The 13,572-nt window shown below is 38.1% G+C and carries 11 protein-coding genes and 1 other annotated feature; all 11 genes read left to right on the forward strand.

What is annotated here, in order from left to right; genetic code table 11:
• Positions 1 to 189 precede the first annotated feature (189 nt).
• The 11 genes from KH109_RS06025 to KH109_RS06075 all read left to right on the forward strand — a co-directional run bounded on the left by KH109_RS06025 (position 190) and on the right by KH109_RS06075 (position 13,571).
• Positions 190 to 669, forward strand: coding sequence for a CtsR family transcriptional regulator (locus tag KH109_RS06025; protein WP_024065767.1), 480 nt, complete (start codon positions 190 to 192; stop codon positions 667 to 669).
• A gap of 48 nt (positions 670 to 717) precedes the next feature.
• Positions 718 to 1,215, forward strand: a complete 498-nt coding sequence (locus KH109_RS06030) for a UvrB/UvrC motif-containing protein (protein WP_241567122.1) — start codon at positions 718 to 720, stop codon at positions 1,213 to 1,215.
• Between the two features lie 12 nt (positions 1,216 to 1,227).
• A complete protein-coding gene (locus tag KH109_RS06035; protein WP_295216784.1) occupies positions 1,228 to 2,289 on the forward strand; it encodes a protein arginine kinase in 1,062 nt (353 codons plus the stop codon).
• A gap of 87 nt (positions 2,290 to 2,376) precedes the next feature.
• Complete coding sequence (locus tag KH109_RS06040) at positions 2,377 to 4,815, forward strand: ATP-dependent Clp protease ATP-binding subunit (RefSeq protein WP_295216787.1); 2,439 nt, start codon at positions 2,377 to 2,379, stop codon at positions 4,813 to 4,815.
• Positions 4,816 to 4,985: 170 nt separating this feature from the next.
• Positions 4,986 to 6,359 (forward strand): DNA repair protein RadA, encoded by a 1,374-nt coding sequence (radA, locus tag KH109_RS06045; RefSeq protein ID WP_024065771.1) that lies wholly within the window; start codon positions 4,986 to 4,988, stop codon positions 6,357 to 6,359.
• 15 nt (positions 6,360 to 6,374) lie between these two features.
• Positions 6,375 to 7,526: a TRAM domain-containing protein gene (locus KH109_RS06050; RefSeq protein WP_227720361.1), complete on the forward strand. Its 1,152-nt coding sequence runs from the start codon at positions 6,375 to 6,377 to the stop codon at positions 7,524 to 7,526.
• The gene (ispD, locus tag KH109_RS06055) at positions 7,510 to 8,685 is read left to right on the forward strand and encodes a 2-C-methyl-D-erythritol 4-phosphate cytidylyltransferase (RefSeq protein ID WP_295216790.1); all 1,176 of its coding nucleotides are present in this window, start codon (positions 7,510 to 7,512) and stop codon (positions 8,683 to 8,685) included. Before KH109_RS06050 ends, ispD begins: the two co-directional genes overlap by 17 nt.
• Positions 8,686 to 8,687: 2 nt before the next feature.
• The gene (gene gltX, locus KH109_RS06060; RefSeq protein ID WP_295216793.1) at positions 8,688 to 10,157 is read left to right on the forward strand and encodes a glutamate--tRNA ligase; all 1,470 of its coding nucleotides are present in this window, start codon (positions 8,688 to 8,690) and stop codon (positions 10,155 to 10,157) included.
• 133 nt (positions 10,158 to 10,290) lie between these two features.
• Positions 10,291 to 11,244, forward strand: a complete 954-nt coding sequence (locus KH109_RS06065; protein ID WP_287540067.1) for a bile acid:sodium symporter family protein — start codon at positions 10,291 to 10,293, stop codon at positions 11,242 to 11,244.
• A gap of 157 nt (positions 11,245 to 11,401) precedes the next feature.
• Positions 11,402 to 11,607: a binding site (T-box leader), on the forward strand.
• Between the two features lie 49 nt (positions 11,608 to 11,656).
• Positions 11,657 to 13,105, forward strand: coding sequence for a cysteine--tRNA ligase (cysS, locus tag KH109_RS06070; protein WP_060924285.1), 1,449 nt, complete (start codon positions 11,657 to 11,659; stop codon positions 13,103 to 13,105).
• The gene (locus KH109_RS06075; protein WP_105089262.1) at positions 13,095 to 13,571 is read left to right on the forward strand and encodes a ribonuclease III domain-containing protein; all 477 of its coding nucleotides are present in this window, start codon (positions 13,095 to 13,097) and stop codon (positions 13,569 to 13,571) included. The genes cysS and KH109_RS06075 overlap by 11 nt, the downstream gene beginning before the upstream one ends.
• Position 13,572: the final 1 nt, after the last annotated feature.

Here is a 13,572-nt window from a genome sequence, read left to right on the forward strand (position 1 = left end):
GCTTGAACGTAGTGAAAGCCAGCGCCTTTAGACGCTGGCCTAGTACTACGGGCTTATAGCCCGTGAGCAAACCACCCGTTTTACGGGTGGTTCTGATTGACTAAAGTCAAAAAGTCAAATATAATAGATATATGTAAAAAGCAAATAGTCAAAATATATATTAAATAAAATGTTAAAGAGGTGTTTTTTATGAGTATGATAGCTGATAAAATAGAAAAGTTTATATTGGATCGTATGCGTGAAGAACAAGAGAAATTAATTTTAAAGCGTAACGAATTAGCTGATGAGTTAGATTGTGCACCTTCGCAAATTAGTTATGTTTTAAGTACGCGATTTTCCAATGAGCGTGGGTTTGATGTGGAATCAAGACGTGGATTAGGTGGATATATTCGAATCACAAAATTAAATCCAGAAAGTTCTGATTCTCTACCAGCTGTAACAACCTATCGTATTTATGAAGGTCAAAATACAGTAGATCGTTTAATTGATATAAAAGATGTAGACCAATCATTATTTCAATTACTACAAGCAGAAAAAATTACTCGTCGTGAGGCTCAATTGATGCATAATTCTTTTGCTACATTGATTGAAAATACGGATATTGAACATCGAAATAATGCAATTCGTGAGCTATACGCAACAATGGTGGATACACTACGGAAGGAGTGATGATCAGTGATATGTGATCATTGCCATAAAAATGAAGCTACTATCCATATGACAAATATTGTAAATAATCAGAAAACGGAACAACATTTGTGCAATACTTGTGCTACAGCACTACAACAAGAGGGAAAATTATCTCCCTATAGTTCCTTTATGAATGATATGTGGGATGATAGCTTTTTTACCAATGATTTCTTTAAAAATATGGTCTATCCTGATAATTTATTAAAATCTCATCAATCTAAACGGTGTCCTCAATGTGGTATTACTTATGATGAGTTTAATCGGGTAGGCAAGTTTGGTTGTGATACATGCTATGAAACCTTTGCTAGTGAAATAAAACCGTTATTACAACGTTTACAAGGTAGTTCTGAATATGAAGGGTCAGTTCCTAGTCATGGTAATAATGTGTTTAAAGCTAAGTATGAAGTTAAACAATTGCGCAATCAATTAGAGATGGCAATTCAAGCAGAGAAATTTGAAGATGCAGCTATCTTAAGAGATAAAATAAAAGAATTGGAAGCCATCATTGGTGGCAATAAAGAATAGGAGGTTCTTATTATGTTAGATACTATATTAGACTCTCCTTTAAGTTCATGGCTACAACTCGATACGGACGCAACGGATCATATTGTCATATCTAGTCGGATTCGATTAGCAAGAAACTTTGATGGTGTGCTTTTTACAAATCGAAATGATATGTCGTCATTAGAAAAAGTAAATTCTTTTTCTAGAAGTTTGCTTAAACCCCTAAAAGACGTAGATGGACATCAATATTCCAATATTAACCTAGAGCAATTAAGTGAACGTGATCGGGCTATATTAGTGGAAAAACATTTAATGAGCCCTGCTTTAGAGGAAAAACTACCGTACCGCAACTTAGTGGTTTCTGACGATGCATCAATTGTGATTATGGTAAATGAAGAAGATCATTTGCGAATTCAATCTATGGTTTCTGGATTGAGATTAGAAGTAGCTTATGAACGTGTATTAAAAATCGACAAGGCTATTGAAGCAAAATATCCATATGCCTTTGATGAACGATTTGGTTATTTAACGGCTTGTCCAACTAATGTCGGTACAGGTTTACGAGCATCTGTAATGTTACATTTACCAGCCTTGACTATATCTGGAAAAATTACACGCCTCATTCGTAGTATCATTCAGTTGGGCTACTCTGTGCGTGGATTATATGGTGAAGGTTCAGAAGCATTAGGAAATATATATCAAATTTCTAACCAACGTACCATGGGTACTAGTGAAGAAGATACAATAGAACAATTAACAAAGATTGTAGAAGGGATTATTGCAGAAGAGCGAAAATCTCGTCAGTTATTATTACATAATGATAAAGAAGGTTTAGAAGATGTGTTATGGCGCTCCTATGGAGTTCTACAGAATGCACGCCGTGTAAATGGTAAAGAGGCTTTAACAAAGCTTAGTGATATCCAGTTAGGCGTTGACTTAAATATTTTACCTCAATGGGGCAAGGATTCCTTTAATGAGCTGATTGCTATAACTAGACCTAATTTTCTTTCAAAGTATGCAGGAAATGATAATCTAACAGATATCGAGCGTGATAGCTATCGGGCAAAAGTAATCCGTCAAAAGCTTTCACATTAATAGCTATTCCAACGGTATAGTCTACTATTGTTTACATATATTTGAAGAGAAATAATTACAATTTACATAGATAGATGAGGTGATAGTATGATGCAACGATTTACAGACGATGCACAGCGTGTCCTTTCCTTTGCTCAAGAAGCAGCGCTAGAACTAGGGCATGACTATGTAGGCACTGAACATGTACTCATCGGACTTACAAAGGTTAAAAATGGTGTTGCCGCTAAGGCCTTAGAAGAGCTTGGTATTGTTACAGAAGATATTTTTGAAGCTGTAGAAGAACAAGTTGGTCGCGGCAATAAAAAAGCAACCTCCATATATATGACACCTCGCGTTAAGCATGTACTTGAGTTAGCTGTTCAAGTAGCTAATCGCATGAATCATAATTACGTTGGTACTGAGCATATTCTACTTGGTTTACTCAGCGACGGCGGTGGTGTTGCAGTTGGGATTTTACGGGCTATGAATATTCGTACCGACGATATAGTTGAAGCGATTCGTCATATTCTTGGCTCTAGTACTAATGGTAATCATAGTGGTCAAGAAGGAGCGAATAACAATGGCGACTTAGGTGAATTAACTGATTTCGCTACAGACTTAAATGAGTCTGCAAAACAAGGTAAAATTGATCCTGTTATTGGTCGCGATACTGAAATTCAACGAGTTATTCAAATACTTAGTCGTAGAACTAAAAATAATCCCGTTCTCATTGGTGAACCTGGTGTAGGTAAGACGGCTATTGCTGAAGGCTTGGCGCAACGTATCGTCAACGGTAATGTGCCAGAAATTTTGCGCAACAAACGCATTATTTCTCTTAGCATTAGCTCCATGCTAGCTGGTGCAAAATACCGTGGTGAATTTGAAGAACGCTTGAAAAAAGCAATCGATGAAGTACAACAACATGATGATATGATTATCTTCATTGATGAAATTCATACATTGGTCGGCGCAGGCGCTACTGAAGGTGCAATGGATGCAGCGAACATTTTAAAACCAGCTTTAGCACGCGGTGAATTCCAAGTGATTGGTGCGACAACTCTAGATGAATATAAAAAGCATATTGAAAAAGATGCTGCCTTAGAGCGTCGTTTCCAACCTGTTCAAGTAGGGGAACCTAATGAAGAGGATGCTCTTGAAATCTTGATGGGCTTGCGAGATCGCTATGAGGCTTTCCATAAGGCTAAAATTACAGATGAAGCATTAAAAGCTGCTGTTACCTTATCTAGTCGATATATTACAGATCGATTTTTGCCTGATAAGGCTATTGATGTGGTTGATGAAGCTGCCTCTAAGGTACGTATGAAAGTCTTTTCTGCAGCGCCAGATGTTAAAGCTTTAGAAGACCGACTCAATGTGGTAAAGAAGGAAAAGGAAGCTGCTGTTACATCTCAAGATTTTGAAAAGGCAGCTAAGCTTCGTGATGAAGAGCAAGCTCTCGTTAAAGAGATTGATGATAAAAAAGCTGTAGCTAAAGAGGAAAGTGATCAAAAACTCATTGTTACAGAGGAAGATATTGCTGCAGTAGTAGCTCAGTGGACTGGGATTCCGGTGGCTAAAATTGCAGAAGAAGAATCTGAAACCTTGCTTCATTTAGAAGATGAGCTACATAAACGCGTTATCGGTCAAGATGATGCTGTTACAGCTGTAGCGAAAGCTGTGCGCCGTGCAAGAGCTGGGTTAAAGGATCCAAAACGTCCTATTGGTTCATTCCTATTCCTTGGACCAACAGGGGTTGGTAAAACTGAATTAGCAAGAGCACTTGCATCCTCCTTGTTCGGCGATGAATCTGCAATGATTCGACTTGATATGTCTGAATATATGGAAAAGCATACTGTTTCTCGTCTAGTTGGGGCCCCTCCTGGATATGTAGGATATGAAGAGGGCGGTCAACTCACTGATGCAGTTCGTCGTAAACCATATAGCGTTATTTTGCTGGATGAAGTAGAAAAGGCTCATGCAGATTTCTTTAACATCCTATTACAAGTACTTGATGATGGCCGACTTACAGATAGTCAAGGTAGAACTGTAGACTTTAGAAATACGGTTATCATTATGACTAGTAATTTAGGAGCTAAAGCATTACATAAGAACTCTACAGAACTAGGCTTCTTAGCACCGAAAAAAGCTGAACCTAATGCTAAAAATATTGATTTTAAAGAGGCTAAAAAGTCTGTTATGGATGCTGTAAAACGTCATTTCAGACCAGAGTTTTTGAATCGTATTGATGAGATGATTGTATTCCATCCGTTAACTGAAGAGGACTTAACAAAAATTGTGACTATTTTGATGAGTGATGTAACAAAACGTCTTGGAGAACGTGATTTGCACTTAGAAATTACACCTGAGGCTATGAAATTACTTGTTAAAGAAGGTTCAGATTTTACTATGGGTGCTCGTCCTTTAAAACGTGCTATTCAACGTTTAATTGAAGACTCTGTATCCGATCTTATTTTGAAAGGAGAGGCGATAGCAGGTAAAACAATTAAAGCAGATGCAAAGGATAACGATATTGTTGTAACGGTTTAATATAAATACAAAAATATATAGTTAATGACTACCTTTCATATAAATTATATGGCTTAAATGGTATACTATAGAATAGTGATAGTTAACCATGTAGTAAAATTATGCATAAAAGGTCATGAATGGTTATCATTCATGACCTTTTTTATCTTATATAAAAATTTTGAGGTATTATGGCAAAAGCAAAATCAGTATTCTTCTGTCAAAATTGTGGGGCTGAGTCATCTAAGTGGATGGGCCGTTGTCCACAGTGTGGCGAATGGAATACATTAGTTGAAGAGATTATTAAAGAAACTAAACATAGCCGCACACCTTCACGAGGTGTGGGAAACCAAACAACAAAACCAACTGCTTTACCGGATATTGAAATTTCCTCCATTGCGCGTGTATCTACAACCTTTGGTGAAATTGATCGTGTATTAGGTGGAGGTATAGTACCTGGTGCATTAATGCTATTAGGTGGCGATCCAGGCATCGGTAAATCTACATTATTACTACAGGTTTCCCAAAAGGTAGCCGATACTGTTGGTACAGTTCTTTATGCATCTGGTGAAGAGTCTCAGTTACAACTTAAACTTCGAGCAGAACGACTTCATATTAATAGTGAACGTTTACAAGTGATTGCCGATACAGATTTAGATCATATTTTAGAGCAAGCTGATGCAATGACGCCATCTTTACTTGTTATTGACTCTATACAAACCATGTATACCGGTGATATTGATGCTGCTCCAGGCAGTGTAAGCCAAGTGCGAGAATGTACATCTCGACTTCTTCGATTCTGTAAAGAACGCAATATTCCAACAGTAATCATTGGACACGTAACTAAGGAAGGCAATATTGCTGGCCCACGTATGTTAGAACATATGGTGGATGTGGTACTTTATTTTGAAGGTGAACGGTCTTACCAATTCCGTATTTTGCGCTCTATTAAGAATCGTTTTGGATCCACATCTGAAACCGGTATCTTTGCCATGGTTGAGGAAGGTCTACAAGAGCTTTCTAACCCGTCCGCTTCGTTGTTGGCAGAACGGTCGGATGAGGAAAGTGGTAGTGCCGTTATGATTTACCTTGAAGGGGTTCGTCCTATTCTTGTAGAGGTACAAAGCCTTGTTGTTACAACTGCTTTTGGCATGCCACGACGCACTGCCATAGGGTATGATTTAAATCGTTTAATTGTACTATTAGCAGTACTAGAAAAACGTTGTGGTTTCACATTAGGTAATAAGGACGTGTACGTTAACGTTATTGGTGGTCTCAAGGTGAACGAACCAGCTTGTGACTTGTCCATGGCTGTTGCCATTGTATCTAATTTAAAAAATCGCATCGTTCCTACGGATATGGTCATCTTAGGCGAGGTTGGCTTAACTGGTAATGTTCGTAGCATTCCACGTATTGAACAGCGTATTAATGAAGCTAAAAAATTAGGCTTTAAAAAGTTTATTATTCCTGAAGGCAATTATAAGCAGATTAAGGATAATGATAGTTCTATCAAGATTAGAGGCGTTAAATCTATTCAAGAAGCAATGCAACTGGTATTTTCTTAATTAGGAGGTGATTTGATGATTTATCGGATATTGCGCTATGTAATAGCCATTCTTGTGGGTACAGCAGCCTATGTTGGAATGGATAGCTTAGCACCTATTATCGACCCATATTTGGTCTCTCAATTCGAGTCCTTTGGGGATATGTCATTGACCATTGCACGTATTTCAGTATTAATTCTTGGTACTTTAATTGGCGTTATTATTGGTTATTTAATTTCTTCATTCATTTTAAAACAAGGTTTAGTGATTGCTAAACGATTAGAACGTATTCTCACTCATATTCCAAATCAAGAATTGATTGCAGGCACCATCGGTTTATTATTCGGTCTTATTATTGCAAATTTAATTGGTGTTGCATTCAATCAAGTACCTATTATAGGACCTTACATTCCTATTATTTTAAGTGCTATCTTTGGATATAGTGGCCTTAAAATCATGGCTCGCAAGGGCCCTGAAATGTACAATAATTATGTACAACAATGGGGCGGAGATAGTAATAAAAAGACTAGTCGTTTTAAAATGTTCTCCACTCATAAATCTGATAAAACGACGAGTACTCCAAAACTATTAGATACATCCGTTATTATTGATGGACGTATTAAGGAGCTATGTAATACAGGCTTCATTGAAGGACCTCTAATGGTACCGCTCTTTGTATTGAATGAGTTACAAATTATTTCTGATTCTGCTGATGCTACAAAACGCAATCGTGGTCGTCGTGGTCTCGATATTTTGAAAGAGATGCAAGATGCCAATAAGGTAGCTATTGAAGTAGTGGAAGATGATTACGATGATCTTACAGAAGTTGATTCTAAATTGATGCGCCTCGCTTTAGACAAGCAATGGAAGTTGATGACTAATGATTTCAACTTAAATAAGGTTGCTCGTGTACAAGGTATTGAAGTACTCAATCTTAATGAGCTCGCTAATGTACTTAAACCAGCCCTCATTGCAGGTGAATGGATTCGCGTGCAAATTATGAAAGAAGGTAAGGAAGTACATCAAGGTGTTGCGTATCTTGACGATGGTACAATGATTGTTGTGGAAGATGGTAAACCTTATGTGGGCCAAACTGTAGAGGTTATGGTTACATCCATATTACAAACGAGTGCAGGTCGCATGATCTTTGCTCGTGTAGATGGAGGACAAAATGGACAAGGTAATTAGTTGTATTGTTCTCGCCGCTGGTGCTGGGCGCCGCATGGGATATAAAGAAAATAAGATATTTATCCCTTTAGGCCGATTTTCAATCATTCAACGTACACTACAAAATGTAGCAAAGGTTGAAGGTTTGAATGAGATTATTCTTGTTGTAGCCGATGGTGAACAAGAATATATGACAAAACATATTCAAGAGTTGGATTTAACTGTTCCGGTTCACATCGTACTTGGTGGAAAAGAACGGCAAGATTCTGTAGCATGCGGTCTCAAGGCTGTATCAGAAGATACCAATATAGTTCTTGTTCATGATGGGGCGCGACCATTAGCTTCTACAGAAATGTTTAATAATGTTGCTGACGCGGCTAATACCTATGGTGCTGCTACGGTAGGTGTTCCAGCTACAGATACCATTAAACGAGTTGATATGGACCATAATGTTCTAGAAACATTACAGCGCAGTGAGCTATACCAAATTCAAACACCTCAAGGCTTTCAAAAAGAATTATTTGTAGAAGCTCATCAAGCGGCATATGAAACAAAATATCTTGGTACTGATGATGTATCACTAGTTGAGTATGTAGGAAAGCCTGTACATATAGTTGAAGGAGACTATTGTAATATAAAGGTAACAACACCGAATGATATTGCAGTAGCTAAACGATATTTAGGAATTGAGGATACACGTATGCGCGTTGGATTTGGTTATGATATTCATCAATTAAAAGCAGGTCGCCCTTGTATTCTTGGCGGTGTTCATATCGAATCTGAACTCGGTCCTGATGGTCATTCCGATGCGGATGTTCTCATTCATGCATTGATGGATGCCATGCTAGGTGCTGCAGGTTTACGAGATATTGGATATTATTTCCCGCCTGAAGATGACCAATATAAAGGGATTTCTAGTATGCTTTTACTAGAAAAGGTTAATTCCTTATTGAAAGAACGTGGGTTACAAGCCTATAATATAGATATTATGGTTATTTCAGAGACACCTAAATTGAAGCCGCACATCGATGCGATGAAGGCGAATTTACAATCTGTTTTGGAAATACCATTAGAACGTATTAGTATTAAAGCGACAACGAATGAAATGCTAGGTGCTATTGGGCGCCGTGAAGGCATTGCTGCACAAGCTGTCGTTTCTGTATATGAAGGAGAGGTATAATCATGAGTTCCATGAAAGTTCGTTTTGCTCCAAGCCCTACGGGTCCATTCCACATTGGTGGTGCTCGTTCTGCTTTGTTTAACTGGCTATTAGCACGTAAGGAAAAAGGCACATTTGTATTGCGCATTGAAGATACAGATCTGGCTCGTTCCACCCGTGAAAGTGAAGAGAATATCAAAGCTTCCTTACAATGGCTTGGCATGAACTGGGATGAAGGTATTGACGTAGGTGGCGATAATGGCCCTTACCGTCAAACAGAACGTCTTGATTTATATAAAGAAGTAACACAACGTTTGTTGGACGAAGGCAAAGCATATGAGTGCTATTGTACACCAGAAGAGTTAGATGCTGTTCGTCAAGAACAAATGGATCGTGGCGAAACACCTAAATATAACGGTCATTGCCAACACTTAGACGAAGAAACTAAGGCTAAATATATTGCAGAAGGTCGTAAACCAACAATTCGTTTACGCGTTCCTTTGAATAAAACATATGCTTTCGACGATATGGTACGTGGCCATGTATCCTTTGAATCCAACGGTGTAGGTGACTTCGTTATCGTTAAATCCGACGGTATTCCTGTATATAACTTTGCGGTAGTAATGGACGATCATATGATGGGCATTACTCACGTTATTCGTGCAGAGGAACATTTATCCAATACACCACGTCAAATGGCTATTTATGAAGCTTTAGGTTGGGAAGTACCTAAGTTTGGCCACATTTCCTTGATTCTTGGTAAAGATTACAAGAAAATGTCCAAACGTCATGGTGCTACTTCTGTTGAACAATACAAACAATTAGGCTACTTGCCAGAAGCACTTGTAAACTTCTTAGCGCTTCTAGGTTGGGCTCCAGAAGGGGAAGAAGAGTTCTTTACACAAGATGAATTGATTCAAGCCTTCTCCATGGACCGTGTAGCTAAGAACCCTGCCGTATTCGACATTGATAAATTGAATCATATTAACTTCCACTACATGAAAAACTTGAGCGATGAAGAGTTATTCCATCTTTGCTTGCCTCATTTAAAAGAGGTTGGTTTGGCTCCAGATAGTTTAAATCAAGCGGATATTGATTGGTTGACATTGTTATGCTCTACATTCCGCGATCATATTAGCTATGGAGCGCAAATTAAGGATCATGTAGGCATGTTCATGGGCGAAACAGTATTCCTTGAAGAAGGTCATGAAGAGGAATTGCGTGCTGTATTGAATGAAGAAACAGCACCAACAGTTCTTGGTGCATTCCGTAATGCATTGGCAGAACTTGATGAAATTACACCTGACGTTGTAAAAGCAACGATTAAAGCTGTTATGAAAGAAACTGCTTTGAAAGGTAAATTCGTATTCATGCCAATCCGCGTGGCTTTAACAGGTCAAATGCATGGTCCAGATTTGAATAATATTGTTACATTGCTTGGTAAAGAAAAATGCTTACATCGCTTAGACAATGTTAGCGCTTTAACAAAATAGTAATAGAGGCTAATTTAAAAGCTCTCATAGCTGAGGTTATGAGAGCTTTTTTATGTATATTGAGATTATTCTATAGAAATGCTATAATAGTCGGCGTCTTTTATTTTTATTTATTATGAAAGTGAGTGCTTTTATGAGTATTATTCGTTCTCTTAATCACTTATTCAATAGCTATCTTTCATGGATCGTGCTATTGATGGCAGTGTTAGCGTATTTATTACCAACTGTATTTTCTTGGATGACGCCGTACATTGCGTACATGCTTCAATTTGTTATGTTTGCCATGGGGTTAACATTAACGGCTCAAGTTTTCCTTGATGTATTTAAGCAACCAATGAAGGTTATTCTTGTATCTGTTATTCAATTCTTATGGATGCCATTGGCAGGTTTCTTGGTAGCCATTATTTTCAATTTCCCTCCGGAAATTGGTATCGGCTTCATCCTGTTAGGTGCATGTCCTGGTGGTACAGCTTCTAATGTTATGACATTCCTTGCTAATGGTAATGTTCCTTTATCTGTATCTGCAACGACTGTTTCTACATTATTGGCTCCAGTATTAACACCTTTATTCGTTGTACTCTATGCAGGTGCTACATCTTCCATTGAAATTCAATTTATGCCGATGTTTATTTCCATCGTAAAAATCGTATTGGTACCAATCATCTTAGGTATCGTATTGAATTACTTCATCGGTTCTAAGATTGAACCTATTAAAGATGTTTGTCCTACAATTGCGGCTATTGCAGTATTGCTTATTTTAGCAGCTGTAACTGCAGTAAACCAAAAACAAATTGCTGAAACTGGTTTCATTATCTTCGTAGCTTGCTTGGTACAAAATGTGAGTGGTTACGTAGTAACCTACTTCATTTGTAAGGCCCTTAGTATCGATATTTCTTCCCGTCGTGCCATGCAAATTGAAGTGGCAATGCAAAACTCTGCGTTATCCGTATCTTTAGCGCTTAAACACTTTACACCTCAAGCAGCAGTAGCGGGTGCAGTGTTCTCTATCATCCATAACTTTACAGGCTCTATCTTTGCAGGTATTTGCCGTAAACATGATGATCAAGAAAAATTAGAAAATGCTTAATAGGTAATACTTCGTCCTCATCTTTCAAATTATATAGTCGAAATACGCATGTATCATAGGCTAGCAGGATATGTTGAAAGGTGAGGATTTTCTTGTTCTCATTGACATTCTATAGGATAATTGATACAATATTTACATATCTGAATATAGATGATTACTAATAGCTAAGACTGAAAGAAGTACTCTACAACTAACTTTTTAGCGAGAACCGATGGTGGGAGGGTTCAAGGATAGGTAGACGAAATGCATTCACGAGCTGACACTCCGATTATAGGTAGGTTTGTCCGGTGACGCGCCGTTATGCGATGAGTGGGTACTATATTGGTGCCTAACAGAGTGGAACCGCGGACCATCGTCTCTGTATGAGATGAGGGGTCTTTTTTATTTTACGAACATGGAGGCATCGGTAACGATGAGAGAAATTACAGTTTATAATACTATGACGCGCCAAAAAGAGGTGTTTAATCCTGTAACACCAGGTGAGGCAAAGATGTACGTATGTGGTGTTACACCATATAACCATCCTCATATTGGCAATGCACGTCCATTCGTAACATGGGACGTAATTCGTCGCTACATGAAACATGTAGGCTATAAAGTAACATATGTACAAAACTTTACTGATGTAGATGATAAGATCATCAATACATCTAATGGTGAAGGTGTATCTTGGGATACTATTGCAAACCGTTATATCGATAGCTATTTTGAAGTAATGGATGCACTTGGTGTACAACGTGCTGATATTTATCCTCGTGTTTCTACACATATCGAAGACATTATCGCTATGATTTCTACATTGATTGAAAAAGGCTATGCTTATGAACTCGATGGCGATGTATATTATAGCGTTGATAAATTTGAACATTATGGTGAGTTATCTGGCCGTACATTAGATGATATGGAAGCAGGTGCTCGTATCGAAGTTGATGGCCGTAAGAAAAACCCTATGGATTTTGCATTATGGAAAGCAGCAAAACCAGGTGAACCATATTGGGAAAGCCCTTGGGGAAATGGTCGTCCAGGCTGGCATATTGAATGTTCTGCTATGAGCCAAAAATATTTAGGTACAGAATTTGACTTCCATGGTGGTGGTAGTGATTTGATCTTCCCTCATCATGAAAACGAAATTGCCCAATCTGAAGGTTGTTCTGGTCAACATCCATCTGTACGCTATTGGTTACACAATGGTTTCATTACCATTAATTCTGAAAAAATGTCTAAATCCTTGAATAACTTCTTCTTGGTAAAAGATATTTTGGAACAATATAGCCCAGACGCATTGCGCTACTTCTTGTTGAGCACACATTATCGTAGTCCATTAGATTTCTCTGATGAACGTTTAGAGGAAGCAAATAAATCCTTAGAACGTTTAAGCACTGCTATTGAAAATCTATTGTATCTTGAAAAATGTGAACCAGGTCCATGTGATGAAGCGCAACACTTATTAGAAAAAGCTAAAGAGTATGAAGAAGAATTCGAAGCAGCAATGAGCGATGACTTCAATACTGCGTTAGCTACATCTAGCATGTTCGGTCTTGCTAAAGAGATCAATATTTACTATCAAGCTGTAACAGGTCGTGAAGGTGTTGTTTGCCAAGAAGCTATTGCTGAAGTAAAACGTATCTTTAAGTTCATGACAGAAGTAATTGGTATTCTTGAAAAAGCATGGGAAGGCAACACAGGTGCTAACGCTGCTGAATATGAAGAATTAATGCAAGTTATCTTGTCTGTACGTCAAGCATGTCGCGATCAAAAACAATGGGCATTAGCTGATTGTATCCGCGATCGTTTGGCTGAAATCGGTATTACCATTGAGGATTCCCCTCAAGGTGCACGGTGGAAAAAACGTGAAGTTTAAACAATTTCAATTCTTAAAGAATGAAGCAATAAAAAAGTTGACGGCTCTTGAACAAGAGCCGCTTCGTTTGCGTAAACGAACTATAGAGGAGTGCCTCAGTGCAGATGCAGTTATGCTTGCCTATATTGGCGATGCAGTATATTCCATGTATGTTCGTGAGCGAGTAGTACAAATGAATATATCTAAGGTACAAGTGTTGCACACCATTGTTACTGAGTTTATTTGTGCTAAGTCACAAGCGAAGGTATTGCTTGAAATAGAGGATACTTTCACAGAACAAGAACAAGCTATTGCACGACGTGCTAGAAATAGTAATGTAAATGTGCCTAAAAGTAGTTCTGTTCAAGAGTATCGTAGTAGTACAGCTTTTGAAGCCGTACTTGGATTTCTTTATGAAACGCGTCAAGATGAGCGATTACAAGATGTTATGAAGCAAGCCTTTTCAATAACTCTACGAGGTATGTAGT

Source organism: Veillonella sp., assembly GCF_018381775.1.
Classification (GTDB): Bacteria; Bacillota; Negativicutes; order Veillonellales; family Veillonellaceae; genus Veillonella.

Excerpts from the sequence above, each read along its gene's own strand:
- KH109_RS06050 (WP_227720361.1), top strand. The coding sequence starts at position 6,375 with ATGATTTATCGGATATTGCGCTATGTAATAGCCATTCTTGTGGGTACA.
- ispD (WP_295216790.1), top strand. The coding sequence starts at position 7,510 with ATGGACAAGGTAATTAGTTGTATTGTTCTCGCCGCTGGTGCTGGGCGC.
- gltX (WP_295216793.1), top strand. The coding sequence starts at position 8,688 with ATGAGTTCCATGAAAGTTCGTTTTGCTCCAAGCCCTACGGGTCCATTC.
- KH109_RS06025 (WP_024065767.1), top strand. The coding sequence starts at position 190 with ATGAGTATGATAGCTGATAAAATAGAAAAGTTTATATTGGATCGTATG.
- KH109_RS06030 (WP_241567122.1), top strand. The coding sequence starts at position 718 with ATGACAAATATTGTAAATAATCAGAAAACGGAACAACATTTGTGCAAT.
- cysS (WP_060924285.1), top strand. The coding sequence starts at position 11,657 with ATGAGAGAAATTACAGTTTATAATACTATGACGCGCCAAAAAGAGGTG.
- KH109_RS06065 (WP_287540067.1), top strand. The coding sequence starts at position 10,291 with ATGAGTATTATTCGTTCTCTTAATCACTTATTCAATAGCTATCTTTCA.
- radA (WP_024065771.1), top strand. The coding sequence starts at position 4,986 with ATGGCAAAAGCAAAATCAGTATTCTTCTGTCAAAATTGTGGGGCTGAG.
- KH109_RS06040 (WP_295216787.1), top strand. The coding sequence starts at position 2,377 with ATGATGCAACGATTTACAGACGATGCACAGCGTGTCCTTTCCTTTGCT.
- KH109_RS06035 (WP_295216784.1), top strand. The coding sequence starts at position 1,228 with ATGTTAGATACTATATTAGACTCTCCTTTAAGTTCATGGCTACAACTC.